Origin of the sequence: Streptomyces sp. NBC_01233, assembly GCF_035989305.1 — a bacterium.
Classification (GTDB): domain Bacteria; phylum Actinomycetota; class Actinomycetes; order Streptomycetales; family Streptomycetaceae; genus Streptomyces.
Genome location: NZ_CP108514.1, coordinates 6,028,414 through 6,045,924, shown reverse-complemented (window position 1 = coordinate 6,045,924; position 17,511 = coordinate 6,028,414). Strand labels below are relative to the sequence as shown.

Sequence of the window (17,511 nt, the reverse complement as noted above, 5' to 3'; positions counted from 1 at the left end):
GGCACGACGAAGGGGCGGTCCCTCGCGGGGCCGCCCCTTTCGCCTGTCCGGGATCAGTTCCAGGCGTTGTTCTGGTTCTGGGCGTGGGAGCCGTGCTGGCCCATGCCGAACTGCGCCGCGACGCCCTGGCCGAGCTGGGCGTTCTGCGGCGGCAGCACCTCGCTGGGCTGCACCAGCGCGAAGCCGGTGCCGAGGAAGCTGAGCTCCCAGCCCTCGCCGGTGTTGCCGCGCCGCCGCCAGACTCCGCTGGAGTGCGTCTGGGCCTGCATCTGCACCCGGAGCGAGGTCGACCATGCGACGATCGCGTCCGCGTCGACATTGACGTACTTGTCGGGCGTGACGTTCATCATCAGCGGCTGCCCGGAGGTCATCAGCGCGACCTTGCCGCGGCCGGTGATGTTGAGCTGGTACTTGCCGGAACCAGAGATTCCGTACTGGCTGTCCACCGCGATGACCTCGGTGTGCAGCGTGGAGTCCAGGGCCAGGACGTAACTGCTGTCGACCGTGAGGCCTTCCTGGTCCACGTCCACGACGTGCACGTACTGGGCCAGGTTGGCCAGGTAGACCGTGCCCTGCCCGGAGCAGCGCATGAGGTCCAGGCCCTCGCCGGTGCGGCGGCGGGCGCCCCGCTGGCTGGTGCTCTGGTACTCGCCGTCGAAGTCGATGAGGCCCTGGTAGGCGACCATCGCGCCCTTGCGGGCGAGTACGTCGTCGGAGCCGGTCAGCGAGACCCGCAGGAGCTGCGGGTTCTGGATGGCGTACCGGTCCTGGGACTGGGCCTCGGCGTGGGCGAAAAGTGCGCTCTGCATGATGTGTCCGCTCCCCCTCAGCCCCGGACCCGGAGCCGGTCGGTGCTGTCCTCGCTGGGCTGTACGACGACGATGCCCTGGCCGGAGAAGGCCATCTGGTAGGCCTCCCCGCTGCCCCGGCCGATCATCGACGAGGCCTTGAAGCTGCGCTTGCCCTTGACCTTGAGATTCGGCGACCAGGCGACGAGCGCGTCCGGGTCGACGTACGTCTCGTCCTCGCCGCGGCCGCAGTCGACCACGATCGGGGTGCCGCGGGAGGTCAGGGCGACCCAGCCGGTGCCCGCGATCTGCACGTTGAACAGACCCTGGCCGGCGAACTTGGCGAGACCCTTGACCCGCTCGACGCCCCACTGGAGGTGCGCGTCGAAGGCGAGCAGGTTGGTGCCGTTGACCGAGAGCGAGTCGTTGTTGAGGTTGATGACGACGACGTCGGCGCCGTAGTCGGCGAGGTAGAGCAGGCCGTCGCCGGTGCACTTCATCAGCGGTGCGCCCTCGCCGGTGACCCACTGCGAGGCCATCTGACGGACGGCCGGCGGGTTGGGCTCGTACTGCACGAAGCCCTCGTAGGCGACCATCGAGCCGGTGCGGGCGAAGAGGTCCTGGCCGCTCTGCATGGCGACCTTGAGCATGGCCCGGCCGTGGTTTTCCATGCGGGCCGTGACAGGGGTCGGGGCGTAGCCCGCGAGCTGCTGGTTCATTGCGTTCATGTCGGGCTCCCTCAGACCTCGTACGGCTGGACGACGATGAAGTTGCCGGGAGCGCCGCGGAACTGGAGGTTCACGGTCTCCCCGCTGTGGCCGGGGTAGGCGTTGCGGCGCAGCCGGACCTGGCTGGACAGGATCACCTGCGAGGCGGAGGACCACGCGACGATGGCGTTGCTGTCCGCGAAGGTGGTCGGGGTGACGGGCAGGACCACCGGGACGCCGTGCGTCTTGACGATCACCGTGCCCGTGCCCTGGAACTGCATGGTGAACAGGGCGCCGCCCGGGATGCCGTTGCCCTCGATGCGGCGGACCTCGTGCTGGAGCGACTCGTCGAAGGCGAGGACGGCTTCGGCGGAGACGCAGATCCCGTCGCCCTGGAGCTCGATGGCGTGCAGGTGGGCGCCGTCCTCGGCGAGGAAGACCTGGCCGCGGCCGGTGCAGCGCATGAGCTGCATCTCCTGGCCGGTGGCGTTGCCGACGATGCGGCCGGCGAAGCCCGCGCCCTTGTAGCTGAAGTCGACCTTGCCCTGGTACAGGACCATGCTGCCCTGGCGGGCGAGGACGGCCTGGCCGCCCATCGCCAGGTCGACGCGCATGAGCTGCGCGTTCTGCGGGGTCCAGCGGGTGCCCGTGGGGGCTTCCTTGTACGGCTGGAGCGCGGCGGCGAGCCCGGCCGCGACGGGGGCGGCGGCCTGGGGCGCGTAGCCGGGCTGCTGGCCCGGCACCTGCCCGGGGACCTGGCCCGGGACCTGCCCGTAGCCCGGCTGCTGCCCGTACGGCGCGGGAGCCGGGGCGGGCGGCGGGACCTGGCCCGGGTACTGGCCCGGGACCTGCCCGGGGACCTGGCCGTACGAGGGCTGCTGCGGCTGCCCGTACGGCGCGGGGGCCTGCGGGGCGAGCGGCGCGGCCATGGTGGGCGCGGCGTGCACCGGGGCCGGGGCGGCGGGCTGCTGGTACTGCGGCTGCGGGGCCGCGGCGGGCGCGGGCGCACCGAACGACGGCGCGGGGGCGGCGGCCTGGGCGGGTGCCGGGGCTCCGAAGGCCGGGGCCGGCGCGGCCCCCTGCGGCGGGGCGAACCCCGGCGTGGCGGCGGCCGGCGCCTGCTGCTGCGCCTCCTCGGCGACCTCGCCGCCGAAGTTCCTCAGCAGCGCGTCGAGCCCGCCGTCGAAGCCCTGGCCGACGGCGGCGAAGCGCCACACGTCCTTGAGGTAGAAGTCGCCGAGCATCACGGCCCGCTCGGTGGTGAACTCTGAGCCGGTGAAGGCGTACCGGACGACCTCTTCGCCGCCGGCCACGATCCGGATGTAGCCCGGGCCGACCTGCGACATCTGGCCGGCACCGTCGATGGTGGCGGTGAAGGAGAGCTTGTGGATGGACGCCGGAATGCGATCCAGGGTCACCCGGAAGGATTCGGTGTCACCGGACTGCGCGCCGAGTTGCTGAATGGACTCTTCCGGCGACTTCGGCTGGTTGAAGAAGACGAAGTAGCGGTCGTCCGACAGCTGCTCATTGGCGTCGAGCCCGAAACAGCTGATGTCGAAGGTGAGCCCGGGCCCGGCGATCTGGACGCCTACGTACAGATCGGTGCCCGCCGTGAGATCACTGATCTTGGCCTTGTGGCCGCGTTGGAATTCCCTGGCCATACGTAACGACCGTCCCCCATCCCGACTGTGAAATGCGTGCCGCTCAGGCTAACGGCAACTACCGACATCCGGCCAAGTCGGTACCGACCCGGTACATATCACGCTGTGTGACATGACGGGCCGGTACAAGGCCTTCCTGCTTATTCCTCGCGGGCGGCCGGGACCTTCGGAAGGCGCTCGGCCGCCACCACTCCCTCCAGGTACCCGCGGGCCCGCTCGGTACGCGGGTACGCCTCCAGCAGCTCCCAGAAGCGGGGCCCGTGGCCGGGCACGAGGAGGTGGGCCAGCTCGTGCAGGAGCACGTAGTCGACGACGTACTCCGGCATGCCCTGGATGCGGTGCGAGAGCCGGATGCTGCCTTCGGCCGGGGTGCAGGAGCCCCAGCGGGTGTTCTGGTTGGTGACCCAGCGGACCGAGCGGGGGCGCGCGCGGCCGCCGAAGTACTGCTCGGACAGGCGCTCGGCGCGCTCGGTGAGTTCCGCGTCCCCGAGGGTGCGTTTGCTCTCCTGGGCGGCCAGCTTGTCGAGCATGACGCCCACCCAGCGCTGCTCCTCCGCCTCGGACATCCGGGCAGGGATGAGGACGACCGTACGGTCACCCTCGCGATAGGCGGATACGGTCCTGCGGCGGCGCGCGCTCCGGCGGACTTCGACGGCGCGCGGCGATGGGTCGGCGGACACGCCACGACGGTACCCGGTAGCGGTGGCGGAAGTCCCGCCCGTCCGCGGTTCGCACGTGAGCGATGCGCAGCTGATATCGGGAACGGCATTTCCCTTCATCTCATATGCCTAATACCCCTCGCCTGTGGACAAATTCGCGCACGGATTCCGGCGGACGGGCACTGTTGCGGAAGAGCGGGAAATGGAGCGGCGCGAGTCCGCACGGGAAATCGAGGGGGACCGGACATGTATCCGAAGGTGAAGCCCGCGCTGGCGCGGGCCTGGCGGGACCGGGAGACGGTGCAGTTCGGGGTGACCCCCGCCCACGCGGTGGTGCTCGGGCCGGTGGACACGGCGACCGGCACGCTCATCGACCGGATCGACGGCACACGGGGGATGGAGTTGCTGCGGGCCGAAGCCACGGGGATGGGGCTCCCGGACGGCCGGGCCGACGCACTCGTCAGGCGGCTGGCGGGAGCCGGTCTGCTCGACGACGCCACCGCGGGAGGTCCTCGGGCCCAGGCCGTGCGCGGGCATCCGGAGGCCCTGGAGCGGCTGGGGCCCGATCTGGGCTCGCTCTCCCTGGTGCACCGGGAGCCGGGCGGGGACTTGCGCGGCGTCGCCGCGCGCCGGGCGATACGGGTCCGGGTGCGCGGGAGCGGCCGGGTGGGCGCCGTGATCGCGGCGGTCCTGGCGGGAGCCGGTGTGGGCCGGGTCGAGGTGCTCGACGGGGGCCGGGTTGAGCCTGCGGACGTGGCTCCGGGAGGTCTGGATCCCGGGAGCGTGGGCCGGCTGCGGGCGGAGGCTGCGGGGAAGCTGGTGCGCGAATCGACCCCGGGGCGCACCCCGCGGGCCGGGGAGGAGGAGGGCGCGGAGCCGCGGCTGGCGTTGGTGGTGGTCGCGCCCCGGGACGGGCTGCACGCCTGGGCCCCTGATCCGGGCACCGCGGCCGACTGGGTCGCCACGGGCATCCCGCACCTGTACGCGGGGGTGTTGGAGGGGACGGGGCTGGTGGGTCCGCTGGTCTTGCCGGGGGTGACGGCCTGCGCGGGGTGCATGGAGCGCGACCGCGTGGACCGGGACACGGCCTGGCCCCGGATGCTGGTGCAGTGGCGCTCGGCCCACCGCCGCCGCGCGAGCGCCGCCTGCGACCTGGGCCTGTCCACGGCGGTGGCCGGCCTGGCCGCGGCCCACGCGCTCTCCTTCCTCGACGGTGAACTGCCCGCGTCCACCGCCACCCGCTGGGAGGCGGCCCTCCCCACCCTCCACTGGCAGCCCACCCCGGTCCACCCCCACTCGGACTGCCCGTGCGGCGCGGACACCGGGCCTCCGGCGCCGCTCCAGCACCCCGGTGCGGCGGGGCAGGTTCCCGGAGGCGGATCGGGCGCAGACCCCGCGGGAGGGCCATGACAGGATGCGTTGGGGCCGAGGGCGTCCTGAACCGCCGTTCGCGGCGCAGCTGTCTGGGAAATGGAGGGGCGTATGTCTGATCTTCCCCGGAAGGCGGTCACCCGCACCGTCAAGCTGGCCGCGTTGCCGCTCGGCATCGCAGGACGGGCCACCTGGGGGCTGGGCAAGCGGATCGGGGGCAAGTCGGCCGAGATCGTGGCGAGCGAGCTCCAGAAGCGCACCGCCGAGCAGTTGTTCCGCACGCTCGGGGAGCTGAAGGGCGGTGCCATGAAGTTCGGGCAGGCCCTGTCGGTCTTCGAGTCGGCGCTGCCCGAGGAGGTCGCCGGGCCCTATCGGGCGGCGCTGACCAAGCTCCAGGAGGCGGCTCCGCCCCTGCCCGCGGCGACGGTGCACCAGGTGCTGGCGGACCGTCTCGGCGAGGACTGGCGGGAGCTGTTCGAGGAGTTCGAGGACAAGCCGGCCGCGGCGGCCTCGATCGGGCAGGTGCACCGGGCGGTGTGGCACGACGGCCGGCAGGTCGCGGTCAAGGTCCAGTACCCGGGGGCCGGTGAGGCGCTGCTGTCGGACCTGAAGCAGCTGGGCCGGTTCGCGGGGCTGCTGGGGCCGCTGATCCCCGGCATGGAGATCAAGCCGCTGATCAAGGAGTTGCGCAACCGGGTCGCCGAGGAGCTCGACTACGAGCTGGAGGCCGAGGCCCAGCGGACACACTCGGACGCGTTCGTGGACGATCCGGACGTGGTCGTGCCGGATGTCGTGCACCAGGGCGACCAGGTGCTGGTGACCGAGTGGATGGAGGGGACCCCGCTGTCGGAGGTGATAGCCGACGGCACCCAGGAGGAGCGCGACCGCGCCGGGCAGCTGCTGGCCCGGTTCCTCTTCTCCGGGCCCGCGCGCACGGGTCTGCTGCACGCGGATCCGCACCCGGGCAACTTCCGGCTGATACCGGGGGCGGACGGCGGGATGCGGCTGGGCGTCCTGGACTTCGGCACGGTCGACCGGCTGCCCGGCGGCTGGCCCAGGCCCATCGGCAGGTCGCTGCGGATGACCCTGGACGGTGACGCCGAGGGGGTCTACGGGCACCTGCGCGCCGAGGGGTTCGTGAAGGAGTCCATCGAGCTGGACCCCGACGCGGTGCTGGACTACCTCAAGCCGATCATCGAGCCGGCCGAGGCGGAGGAGTTCACCTTCACCCGGCCGTGGCTGCGCGGCCAGGCGGCGCGGATCGCCGACCCCCGCTCCCCCGCGCACCAGTTGGGCCGGCAGATCAACCTGCCGCCTTCGTACCTGCTGATCCACCGGGTCACACTGAGCACGATCGGGGTGCTGTGCCAGCTGGGCGCGACGGTGCGGCTGCGGGACGAACTGGACGCCTGGCTGCCCGGGTTCGCCTCCGCCGAGTGACTCCGTAAGGTCCGCGGAGTCACCACCAGGAGGAGTCGAGCCTGCCTTCGATCGCCCGCAGGTTGGCCCGCGCGCAGTCGACGCAGAAGTACTGTCTGGTCCCGTTCTCCACCGAGCAGGTCCAGGTGGGCGGGGCGCCGTTGGGGGACTCCGTGCCACAGCGCGCGCAGACGACGGGCTGGGCCTCGGATCCCGACGGGGCGGGGTGGGGAGTCGGCTGGTCCGCCTCCAGACGATATCCCCGCACGGGGTGGACTGCCGTCCGCAACGCACCGGGGGGACCGGTCCGTTCGGACCGGTCCCCCGGGGACGCTGTTTCAGCCTTAGTGCATGACGGCCATGGCCAGCGCACGGCGGGCGCGCATCGAGACGCGCTCGGCACGCCGCTGCATGCGGCGGGCGGCGACCAGGCGCACGGCGTGACGCTCGGCGTCCACCTCACGCATGCGCTCGTCCATATGGGCACGAGCCAGGGCTTCTGGGATGAGTTGCATTTCGCGGGTCCTGTTCTGACGCGAGGTGATCGCGCCGGTGGTGATGAAGTCTGCGTGGGCGGCGCCGTGGGGCTGCGCGCTCGTGGTGTGGGCGGTCATGAGGGCCTGCTTCAGGGGATCGTGCGTCAGGGGGCGGTCGATGGTTCCGATGGCGGTCATGCCGCGACAACCGGGTTCTTGCGCGGACGGCCACGGGGCCGCTTGCGGGCGACGACGACACCCTGGACGAAGAGCTCGCCACCCCAGACACCCCAGGGCTCGCGGCGCTCGATCGCCCCGGCGAGGCAGGCCTCGACCAGCGGGCAGGTGCGGCAGAGCGACTTGGCGTACTCGACGTCGGCCGGGGACTCGGCGAAGAAGACCTCGGGGTCGAAGGTGCGGCAGGGGACGGGTACGCCGAGGTTCTCGATGGCGTCGTCGAGCGCGGTGAGCGCGGTGAGCGGGGTCAAGGCGTGGTCCTCCGGGACTGCGGGCGGGGAGATCGTGTGGGTCTGCGTTACGGACGGGGCGTGCGCTTCGAGTTGCACGGTGGTTTCTTCCTCGTCGTCTTGGTCGGCTAGTCGTTCCGGCCGGTCGGCCGGGTTCGGCTGTCACCTGCTTCTGCCAGTCCCGAGGCCCCTTTGCTGCGTTCGCCCCCCGTTCGGGGGCAAACAGAAGGGCCGCGGATCCCGGGTGGGGTTCCGCGGCCCTGAAGGCGCCGGCCTGATCATGCGATCAGACTGGATCACTCCAGGGTTCGAGCCCACGGAAGGCCCACATCAGGTGGTGCTGCTGCTTCGTCTGCTTCGTCTTGGCTCCGGCACCGGCAGCGGCCGCGAAGCCATAGGCGCCATGCGCCTGAGCTTCTGCTGCCAGTACTGCCACCGGTGCCTGGGTCGGTCGCTCATTGCGCTCACTGACCGGAAGGGTCGCCAGCAGGGCGGGGCGGTCGGCGGAAATCGCGGACACACCGGTACCCAGAAGGGAGACGGAACCGAGCAGGCAGGAAGCGTCGACCGAGCGATCGGTCATTTTGGTGAAGGTCATGAAGCTGGTCACTGGTCTCGCCTCCTCTCGGCGTCTCGGGGACTCGGCCCGAGGGCCTGTCCCATGCGTATTCGGATAAGTACAGCACGGATCCAGGGCTTCGGAGAAGCCACCGTTTCCGTTGCTAAGAACCTATGGGTCTTCGCTGGGCATGTGCAAACTATTTTTCCGACGAGTTTCTACGCGTCGGCATGATCCTCGGGCTCGGGCTCCTGACCTGCACATATGGCCAACACCTCGGCTCCGTACCGGTCGAGCTTGCGGCCGCCCACTCCGGAGATCATAGAGAGCTCGCCCGGCTCGGTGGGCGCGGCCTCCGCGATCGCCATCAGAGTCTTGTCCGTGAAGACGCAGTAGGCGGGCAGGCCCTGCTCCTTCGACTGGCCCGCACGCCACTCCCGCAGCCGCTCGTAGAGCCCTTCGTCCATGTCGGACGGGCAGTCCTCACAGCGCATCAGCTTGAGCTCGCCGGCCTCGGTCAGTGTCTTGCCGCAGACCCGGCACAGCACCGGGCCGCGGCGGCCGCGCCTGCGCGCCCCGCTCTCGGCCGCGGAGCCCGGCCCGCTGCGGGGCACCGCGGAGCCCGGCCGCAGGCCGTTCAGGAAGCGGCTGGGCCGCCGGGAGGCCCGGCCGCCCGGAGCCCGGGAGAGGCCCCAGGAAAGGCTCAGGTGCAGCCGCGCCCGGGTGACGCCGACATAGAGCAGCCGGCGCTCCTCCTCGACCTGCTCGTCGGTCTTCGCGTACGTGATCGGCAGCATGCCGTCGGTGAGGCCGACGAGGAACACGGCGTCCCACTCCAGGCCCTTCGCGGCGTGCAGCGAGGCCAGGGTGACGCCCTGGACGGTCGGGGCGTGCTGGGCGGCCTTGCGCTCGTCCAGCTCGATCGTGAGGTCCGCCAGGGTGGCTCCCGGCCGGGTCCGGGCGAAGTCCTCGGCGAGCCGGACCAGCGCGGCCAGGGATTCCCACTGGTCGCGCACGGCGCCGGAGCCGGCGGGCGGCTCGGTGGTCCAGCCGGTGGAGCTGAGCACCGCCCGGACCTGGGAGCCCAGTTCCACGACGTCGTCGAGCAGCGGGTCGTTCCCGCCGGAGCGGGCGGCTCCGCGCAGCGCGAGGATCGCCTTCTGGACCTCGGCGCGCTCGAAGAACCGCTCGGCCCCGCGCAGCTGGTAGGGGACCCCGGCGTCGGCCAGGGCCTGTTCGTAGACCTCGGACTGGGCGTTGATGCGGTAGAGGACGGCGATCTCGCCGGCCGGGACGCCCGCGGCGATCAGGTCCCGGATCCGGTGAGCGACGCCCTCGGCCTCGGCCGGCTCGTCCGCGTACTCGGCGTAGACCGGGTCGGGGCCGGTCTCGCGCTGGGAGACCAGCTCCAGCCGGTGCTGGGCGGCGCGGCCCTTGGCCTGGTTCAGGAGGCCGTTGGCGAGGTGGACCACCTGGGGGGTGGAGCGGTAGTCGCGGACCAGCTTGACCACGGTGGCCTGCGGGTACTTGGTGCGGAAGTTCAGCAGGTGGTCGGGGGTGGCGCCGGTGAAGGAGTAGATCGTCTGGCTGGCGTCGCCGACGACGCAGAGGCTGTCGCGCTCGCCGAGCCAGAGGTCCAGCAGCCGCTGCTGGAGGGGGCTGACGTCCTGGTACTCGTCGACCACGAAGTGCTGGTACTGGGCGCGGATCTGCTCGGCGATGTCGTGGCGGTCCTGGAGGATGCCGACGGTGAGGAGCAGCACGTCCTCGAAGTCGATCATGCCGCGGTCGCGCTTGAGCTGCTCGTACGTCCCGTAGATCTGGGCGATCTCGGCCATGTCCCGGGGTGCCTCGCGGCCCGACTTGAGGGCGGCGGCCGGATAGTCGGCGGGCACCGTCTGCGTGACCTTGGCCCACTCGATCTCGCCGGTGACGTCGCGCAGCTCACCCCGGTCGAGCCGGATGCGGCAGCGCGCGCCCGCTTCGGCGACGAGCTGGATCTTGCGCTCCAGGAGCCGGGGCACGTCCCCGCCGACCGCCTTGGGCCAGAAGTACTGGAGCTGGCGCAGGGCGGCGGAGTGGAAGGTCCGGGCCTGGACCCCGCCCGCGCCGAGGGTGCGCAGGCGGCCGCGCATCTCTCCGGCGGCGCGGTTGGTGAAGGTGACGGCCAGCACGCTGGCCGGCATGAGCTGGCCCGACCGGACGCCGTAGGCGATGCGGTGGGTGATCGCGCGGGTCTTGCCGGTACCGGCGCCCGCCAGCACGCACACCGGCCCGCGCAGGGTCGTCGCGACCTCGCGCTGCTCCGGGTCCAGGCCCAGGAGCACCGCGTCGGCCGAGTCGGCGGAGGCGGGGAACGATGGGGAGTGCGTTGCTGCTGTCACCCCGCCATGCTGCCAGGTCTCGTGGGTCGGGCGGGAAATCCGTCCACAGGCGGCGGGTATCCGTCGTATCAGTCACACCGGCCGTGCGGAGAGGCCCGTACGGGAATGGCGGCGGGGTCCCGTACGTTCGAGTACTCGGACCACCGAGCCTTCACGAAGGAGAGCGCAGCATGCAGGACACGGGCACCGTCACGATGTACAGCACGACCTGGTGCGGCTACTGCCGTCGGCTGAAGACCCAGCTGGACCGGGAAGGCATCGCGTACAACGAGATCAACATCGAGCTCGACCCGGAGTCCGCCGCGTTCGTGGAGAAGGCCAACGGCGGCAACCAGACGGTTCCCACCGTGCTCGTGAAGTCCGTCGCCGGCAACGAGTCCGTCATGACGAACCCGAGCCTGGCCCAGGTCAAGCAGGCCCTCGCCGTCTGAGGCAGCCTCACCCGCGAGCACCCGCAGGTACCCGCGAGCACCGGAATGGCCCCCGCCGAGGCGGGGGCCTTCTGCTGTGACGAACGTTACGCCGCCATCTTCGGCAGCGGCTCGCCGTACCAGAGCTCGACCAGCCGGGCGGCGATGGAGATGCCCGACGGGGGCAGCACCTCGCCCGTCTCGAACGCGGCGCGCAGCTCCTCGCGCGAGAACCAGCGGGCCTCCTGGATCTCCTCGCCGTCCACCGTGATCTCGGAGGTGGTGGCGCGGGCCGTGAAGCCCAGCATCAGGCTGTACGGGAAGGGCCACGGCTGGCTGGCCACGTACTCGACCTCGCCGACCCTGACACCCGCCTCCTCCCACACCTCGCGGACGACGGACTGCTCGATCGACTCGCCCGGCTCCACGAACCCGGCCAGGGTCGAGAAGCGGCCTTCCGGCCAGTGCACCTGGCGGCCGAGCAGCGCGCGGTCCTGCTCGTCCGTGACCAGCATGATCACGGCCGGGTCGGTACGCGGGTAGTGCTCGGCGCCGCAGCCCGGGCATCGGCGGATGTGCCCGGCGGCGGCGACCACCGTGCGCTCGCCGCAGCGGGAGCAGAAGCGGTGCATCCGCTGCCAGTTCTCCAGTGCCACCGCGTGCACCATCAGCCCGGCGTCGCGCGGGGAGAGCAGCAGTCCGGCCTCGCGCAGGCCAGCCGGGCGGGCCGACTGGTCCATGCGGCCCGGCAGCGCGTCCTTCTGCAGCGCGAAGTACCGTACGCCGTCCTCGTCCGTGCCCAGGAAGTAGCGGTGGGTCTCGGTGACCGGGGCCTCGAAGGCCGGGGTCATCACGATGCTCGTGCCCCCGTCGGGGGTGTCGTCGATCAGGACCTGGCCACCGGAGACGACGAAGACGCGGGTCGTCGGGTGGCTCCAGGCGGCGGCGAGCCACGCCTCGTCGAGGCGGTGGTGCGCGGCACGGTCGATTCCGCTGGGCGCGGCGAGCGAGAGAGGGCGCTCGGCGAGAGGGCGCTCGGTATGGGTGCTCACAGGTACTTCCAACTCCCCCGGTGGTGGGACAAGGCAGGCGTGCGTGCGTCGGGTGTCAGGCGGTTGCTCGGTGGGTGGCGGCCAGGTCTCCCCAGAGGTAGGCGGTCGTCTCGACGCCCTTGAGGAGGAGGTCCAGCTCGACCTTCTCGTTCGGCGAGTGCCAGCCGTCGGACGGTACCGAAATGCCGAGGAAGAGTACGGGCGCGTCCAGGACGTCCTGGAGGTCCGCCGCGGGTCCGGAGCCGCCCTCGCGGGTGAAGCGGATCTTCTGGCCGAAGGCGCGGCCCATGGCCCGTACGACGGACTGCAGGGCCGGGTGGTCCAGCGGGGTCAGGCACGGCCGGGTCGGGGCGCCGAAGGTGATGGAGTGCCGGATTCCGTCCGGGATCCGGGCCGCGACCCAGTCCCTGACGGCGGCCTCGACCTCGTACGGGTCCTGGCCGGACACCAGGCGGAACGACAGCTTCAGGTGGGCGGAGGCGGGCACGATCGTCTTGCCGCCGGGGCCCTGGTAGCCGCCGCCGATGCCGTTGACCTCGGCCGTCGGACGGGCCCAGACGCGCTCCAGGGTGGAGTAGCCGGCCTCGCCGGAGGCCGCGTGGGACCTGGCCGTACGGAGCCACTCGGACTCGTCGAAGGGCAGCTCGGCGATGAGCGCGCGTTCCGCCTCGGTGAGCTCGGCGATGCCGTCGTAGAAGCCGGGGATCGTCACGCGTCCGTCGTCGTCGTGCAGGGCGGCGACCAGGCGGGCGGCGACGGCGGCCGGATTGGGCACGGCCCCGCCGAAGGCACCGGAGTGGATGTCCTGGTCCGGGCCGTGGAAGTCGATCTCGCAGTCGGCGACGCCGCGCATGCCGGTGCAGACGGTGGGGGTGGTCTCCGACCACATGCCGGTGTCGGAGACGATCACGACGTCGGCGGCGAGTTCACCGGCGCGGGCCTCGACGAGCTCGCGGAAGTGGATGGAGCCGGACTCCTCCTCGCCCTCGACGATCAGCTTGAGGTTCACGGCGGGGGCGGCGGCGCCGGTGGCCGCCAGGTGCGCGCGCACCCCGAGGGTGTGGAAGAACACCTGCCCCTTGTCGTCGGCGGCGCCGCGCCCGTACATGCGGCCGTCGCGGACCACCGGCTCGAAGGGGTCCGTGTGCCAGCCGTCGGCGAGGGCGGCGGGCTGCACGTCGTGGTGCCCGTACACCAGGACGGTGGGAGCCTGCGGGTCCTCGCTCGGCCAGTGCGCGAAGACGGCGGGGGCGCCGGCGGTCTCCCAGACCTCGGCCACCGGGAAACCGGTCTCCTTGAGCTTCGCCGCGAGCCATTCGGCGCTGCGGCGTACGTCGCCCGCGTGCTCGGGCTGGGCCGAGACGGAGGGGATGCGGAGCCACTCGGCGAGATCGTCGAGGAAGGCACCGCGGTGGGTGTCGATGTACGTGCGGACGACGTTGTCCGGCGGGGTGTCGCTCATGCCCACGAGCCTAGCCGTCCGCCTGATGGGCACCGCCGGTGTCCGTTTTGCCTTGGAGGATCCGCTCAAGGCGGGCTCGGTCGGGGAGGTTGCGGGGCCGGATCACGCGGCCGCTGCGGACGTGGAGGAAGGCGGCGGTGACCCGGCTGAGCGGGGTGTTCGTGGCCTCGGCCCAGGCCAGGCGGTAGACGGCGAGTTGGAGGGGGTCGGCCTCGGTGGTGCGGCCGGTCTTCCAGTCGACGATCTCGTACGAGTCGCCGTCCTCGGCGGTGGTGGTCTTGTAGACGGCGTCGATCCGGCCGCGGATGACGCGGCCGGCGAGGGTGAGCTGGACCGGGGCCTCCATGCGGTGGGGCGGCCGGTCGGCGTACGGGCTGCGCTCGAAGGCGGCCTTGAGGGAGTCGAGGTCGGCCTCGTCCGCGATCTCCTGGTCGGAGCCGGCGCCGGGGAGGTCGGTGACGGGGTCGAGGACGTCGAGGAAGGGGAGCGGGAGCTCGTCGAAGCGGGACTCGACCCAGGCGTGGAACCGGGTGCCCTGGCGGGCGGCGGGCTGTGGGGGCTTGGGCATGGGGCGGGCGAGGTCGCGTACGAAGCCCTGCTCGTCGGCGGCGAGCCGGAGCAGCTGGCTCGCGGAGAGGGCGGCGGGCAGCTCGACGTCGCGGACCGCGGCGCGGGCGCGGCGGAGCTCGCCCTCCAGGGCGTCGAGGTCCCGGTCCCAGGAGGCGATGGCGCGCGCTTCCTCGGGAGACGGTCCCGGTCCGGCTGCGCCGCCGCCAGGGCGGGCTCCGGGCCGGGCCTGCGCGGCCCAGGCCTCGCCGGCCCAGGGGTCATCGCCCTCCGGGGCGCCGGTGCCGATGCGTCGGGCTCCGCCCGGACCCTCGGCGGTCCCCCGGTCGGCCGCCTCCGGCCACGGCTCGGCGTCGACCGGGCCGGTGGGCCGGGCCGGGTTCGCGGTGGGGCCCGCGGCCGCGGGCACGGCTGCGCCGCCGCGGGGCGCGGGCCGGGCGTCGGCCTCGGGCCAGAGGCCGTCGTCCGGCCGGGTCCCGGCGGCGGGCCGGGCCGGGGCGGGGGACCATCGGGCCGCCTCCGGCCAGAGGTCGTCGTCGAGCGGCGCGGCGGGGTCGGCCGGACCGGAATCCTCGCCCGCCCCACCCCGTCCCGAAACCGTGGCTTTGCCCCGACCCCCGCCGGGGGTCGGGCCTGCGGCCCCGGGCGCGGGCACGCGGGCAGGGTCCCGGACGGCGGCCTCCGGCCAGGAGTCGGGATGCGGCTCCGCCGCATTCCGGGCATCGCCCCGGACCCCGCCGGGGGTCGGGCCTGCGGCCCCGGGCGCGGGTGCGGCGTCGCCCTGCGGGGCGCGGGCGTCGGCGGGCGGCTCCGCCGCCGGGCGGGCCGCGCCGGGCTGCGGACGGTCGGGCGCGGGCGCGGCTGCGCCCCCGGTCGGCGGGGCCGTCGGGGCGTGGACGGCCGCCGCCTCGTCCCACGGGGTGTCGGCCCAGGCGTCGTCGTCCGGCCAGGGCTCTTCGTCGTAGGAGGGGTCTTCGCAGTCCGGGGGCCAGAGGTAGGACTCGTCCTCCGGCGGGGGCGGGGTCGCCAGGTAGGACTCCACCAGGGCGGCCGCCGCCCGGCGCAGGGTGAGGGACTGCGGGTCGAGCGGGAGGGGCCAGGAGTGGTCCGGGGTGGAGTCGTCGGCGAGGGACGGGTTCTCGGCGGCCGGTTCGGGCTCGTCCGCCCAGGCCTCGATCTCGCCGAAGCCCGCCGCGCAGTGCTCGTACAGGGCCGACAGGAAGGCGGACGGGCCGCGGCGCTTCTTCTGGGTCGGGCCCCACCAGTGGCCCGAGGCCAGGAGGAGGGAGCGGGGGCGGGTGAAGGTCACGTAGCCCAGGCGGAGCTCTTCCGTCGCCTTGTGGTCCTTCAGGGCCGTCTTGAACGCCTTCAGGCCGGCCGAGGTCCAGTCCGGGTCCGCCGGCAGGGTGGGGGCATCGCCGCGCAGCGCGTACGGGAGCACCTTCGCGTACGAGGTCCAGGCCTCCGGCGCCCTCTCCTTCGGGAAGGACCCCGCGCACAGGTCCGGGACGACGACCACGTCCCACTCCAGGCCCTTCGACTTGTGGGCCGTCAGGACCTTGACCGTGTTCTCCCCGCCCGGCAGGGCGTGGTCCAGGCCCTTCTCGTACTGGGCGGCCGTGCGCAGGAACGCCAGGAAGGCCAGCAGCGAGGCCTCGCCGTCGAGCGCGGCAAAACCGGCCGCGACGTCCATGAAGTTCGACAGCGTCTCGCGGCGGCGGGCCGCCAGCGCGTGCGGGGAGGCGGACAGCTCCACCTCCAGGCCGGTCGCGGACAGCACGCGGTGCAGGACGTCCATGAGCGGATCGGCCAGGGAGCGGCGCAGGTCGCGCAGTTCCTGGGCGAGGTGGGCGAAGCGGACCCGGGCCTCCGCCGAGAAGGGGAGGTCGTCCGGGGCCTGTCCGGCGCCGTCGAGGAAGGTCTCCAGCGCGTCGGCCAGGGACACGATCTCCGCCGGGTCCACGCCCTCCACGGCAGCCGCCAGCCGTTCGTCCGGGTCCGCCCCGGCCGGCGAACGGCCCACCATGAGCCGCGCCCGGCGGCCCAGCAGGGCCAGGTCGCGCGCGCCGATCCGCCAGCGCGGGCCGATGAGGAGCCGGACCAGGGAGGCGTTGGCGCCCGGGTCCTGGAGGACCTCGCAGACGGCGACGAGGTCCGCGACCTCGGGGAGGTGCAGCAGCCCGGAGAGGCCGACGACCTCCACCGGCACGTCCCGGCCCACCAGTACGGCCTGGATCCGCGCGAAGTCCCCGGCCGAGCGGCACAGGACCGCGATCTCGCGCGGTTCCGTACCCGTGCGGACCAGGTGGGCGACGGAGTCGGCGAGCCAGTCGAGCTCCTGGGCGTGGGTCTCCAGCAGGGCGCAGCGGACCTGGCCCGCGCGCTCGGCCCCCGGCGCGGGGCGCAGTGCCTCCACGCCCTCGTGCATGGCGCGCAGCGGGGCGGCGAGCCCGTTGGCCAGGTCCAGGAGCCGGCCGCCGCTGCGCCGGTTCTCGCTGAGGGAGAGCCGGGTGGCGGGGCTCCCGTCGGCGTTCGGGAAGTGCTCGGGGAAGTCGTCGAGGTTGGCCACGGAGGCACCGCGCCAGCCGTAGATGGCCTGGCAGGGGTCGCCGACGGCGGTCACGGCGTGGCCGGAGCCCGCGCCGAAGAGCCCGGAGAGCAGGAGGCGCTGGGCGACCGAGGTGTCCTGGTACTCGTCGAGGAGCACGACCTTGAATTCCTCGCGCAGCAGTGCGCCGACCTCGGGGCGGGTGGTGGCGAGCTGCGCGGAGAGGGCTATCTGGTCGCTGAAGTCGAAGAGGTCGCGGGCGCGTTTGGCGGCGCGGTAGCGGACGACGAGCTCGAGCAGTTCGAGGCGGCCGCGCACGGCTTCGGGGACCTTGCGCAGGTCCTCGTTGGTGAGCTTGGTGCCGGCGAGCACGTCCAGGAGCGCGGTGTCGTGGAGGCGCAGCCGGTCCGGCTCGACCAGGTGCTCGGAGAGCTCGCCGTCGAGCGCGAGGAGGTCGCCGACCAGGTCGGGGACGGACTTGGTGAGCGAGGGGTACGGGCCGGGGGCCTCGCGCAGCACCTTCGCGGCGAGCTGGAAGCGGGTGGCGTCGGCGAGGAGGCGGGAGCTGGGCTCCAGGCCGATGCGCAGGCCGTGGTCCTTCAGGAGCTGGCCGGCGAAGGCGTGGTACGTCGAGATGCGCGGCTCCCCGCCGGCCCCCTCGGCCCCGGTTTCGGCCGGGGAAGGGTCCGGGTCGGTGATCCCGGCGCTCGCGAGGGCCTTGCGCACGCGCTCGGACAGTTCGCCGGCGGCCTTGTTGGTGAAGGTCAGGCCGAGGACCTGCTCGGGTGCGACCGCGCCGGTGCCCACCAGCCAGACCACGCGGGCGGCCATGACGGTGGTCTTGCCGGAACCGGCACCGGCGACGACGACCTGCGGGGCGGGCGGGGCGGTGACGCAGGCCATCTGTTCGGGCGTGAAGGGGATCCCGAGGAGCTCTTTGAGCTGCTCGGGATCGGTGAGGACGGACGCGCGCGCGGACAC

At 72.9% G+C, this 17,511-nt stretch carries 15 protein-coding genes; 3 read left to right on the top strand and 12 right to left on the bottom strand.

Annotated features, from left to right (window positions below; translation table 11 throughout):
• Positions 1–53: 53 nt before the first annotated feature.
• The 4 genes from OG332_RS28955 to OG332_RS28940 form a co-directional block, all read right to left on the bottom strand.
• Positions 54–809, bottom strand: coding sequence for an AIM24 family protein (locus OG332_RS28955; protein ID WP_327416212.1), 756 nt, complete (start codon positions 807–809; stop codon positions 54–56).
• Positions 810–826: 17 nt separating this feature from the next.
• Positions 827–1,507 carry an AIM24 family protein gene (locus OG332_RS28950; protein ID WP_327419403.1) on the bottom strand — a complete coding sequence of 227 codons (681 nt, stop codon included), beginning with the start codon at positions 1,505–1,507 and terminating at the stop codon, positions 827–829.
• Between the two features lie 20 nt (positions 1,508–1,527).
• Positions 1,528–3,156, bottom strand: coding sequence for a TerD family protein (locus OG332_RS28945; RefSeq protein ID WP_327416211.1), 1,629 nt, complete (start codon positions 3,154–3,156; stop codon positions 1,528–1,530).
• A gap of 140 nt (positions 3,157–3,296) precedes the next feature.
• A complete protein-coding gene (locus OG332_RS28940) occupies positions 3,297–3,935 on the bottom strand; it encodes a M48 metallopeptidase family protein (protein WP_442816226.1) in 639 nt (212 codons plus the stop codon).
• A 126-nt stretch (positions 3,936–4,061) separates the two neighbouring features.
• Between OG332_RS28940 and OG332_RS28935 the strand changes: the two genes are divergently transcribed.
• Positions 4,062–5,225, top strand: coding sequence for a ThiF family adenylyltransferase (locus OG332_RS28935; RefSeq protein ID WP_327416209.1), 1,164 nt, complete (start codon positions 4,062–4,064; stop codon positions 5,223–5,225).
• 72 nt (positions 5,226–5,297) lie between these two features.
• On the top strand, positions 5,298–6,626 hold the full coding sequence (locus OG332_RS28930; RefSeq protein ID WP_327416208.1) for an ABC1 kinase family protein: 1,329 nt from the start codon (positions 5,298–5,300) through the stop codon (positions 6,624–6,626).
• Positions 6,627–6,645: 19 nt separating this feature from the next.
• Here OG332_RS28930 and OG332_RS28925 read toward each other — a convergent pair whose 3' ends face one another.
• The 5 genes from OG332_RS28925 to OG332_RS28905 form a co-directional block, all read right to left on the bottom strand.
• On the bottom strand, positions 6,646–6,873 hold the full coding sequence (locus OG332_RS28925; RefSeq protein ID WP_442816225.1) for a hypothetical protein: 228 nt from the start codon (positions 6,871–6,873) through the stop codon (positions 6,646–6,648).
• Between the two features lie 76 nt (positions 6,874–6,949).
• Positions 6,950–7,279, bottom strand: coding sequence for a hypothetical protein (locus tag OG332_RS28920; protein ID WP_327416207.1), 330 nt, complete (start codon positions 7,277–7,279; stop codon positions 6,950–6,952).
• A complete protein-coding gene (locus tag OG332_RS28915; protein WP_327416206.1) occupies positions 7,276–7,647 on the bottom strand; it encodes a WhiB family transcriptional regulator in 372 nt (123 codons plus the stop codon). Before OG332_RS28915 ends, OG332_RS28920 begins: the two co-directional genes overlap by 4 nt.
• A gap of 187 nt (positions 7,648–7,834) precedes the next feature.
• Positions 7,835–8,146, bottom strand: a complete 312-nt coding sequence (locus tag OG332_RS28910; protein WP_319732482.1) for a hypothetical protein — start codon at positions 8,144–8,146, stop codon at positions 7,835–7,837.
• A gap of 179 nt (positions 8,147–8,325) precedes the next feature.
• On the bottom strand, positions 8,326–10,491 hold the full coding sequence (locus tag OG332_RS28905) for an ATP-dependent DNA helicase UvrD2 (RefSeq protein ID WP_327416205.1): 2,166 nt from the start codon (positions 10,489–10,491) through the stop codon (positions 8,326–8,328).
• A 170-nt stretch (positions 10,492–10,661) separates the two neighbouring features.
• Here OG332_RS28905 and OG332_RS28900 point away from each other — a divergent pair, with 170 nt between their 5' ends.
• Positions 10,662–10,922, top strand: coding sequence for a mycoredoxin (locus OG332_RS28900; protein WP_030709961.1), 261 nt, complete (start codon positions 10,662–10,664; stop codon positions 10,920–10,922).
• Positions 10,923–11,008: 86 nt separating this feature from the next.
• On the opposite strand, the gene nudC is transcribed toward OG332_RS28900, so the two are convergent.
• From nudC to OG332_RS28885, 3 genes are read right to left on the bottom strand one after another with little or no spacing between them, the layout of a single operon-like run.
• Entirely contained in the window at positions 11,009–11,965 is a 957-nt protein-coding gene (gene nudC / locus OG332_RS28895; protein WP_442816224.1) for an NAD(+) diphosphatase, read from the bottom strand.
• A gap of 43 nt (positions 11,966–12,008) precedes the next feature.
• A complete protein-coding gene (locus tag OG332_RS28890; RefSeq protein ID WP_327416203.1) occupies positions 12,009–13,415 on the bottom strand; it encodes a dipeptidase in 1,407 nt (468 codons plus the stop codon).
• Positions 13,416–13,425: 10 nt separating this feature from the next.
• Positions 13,426–17,511, bottom strand: a complete 4,086-nt coding sequence (locus OG332_RS28885) for a UvrD-helicase domain-containing protein (RefSeq protein WP_327416202.1) — start codon at positions 17,509–17,511, stop codon at positions 13,426–13,428.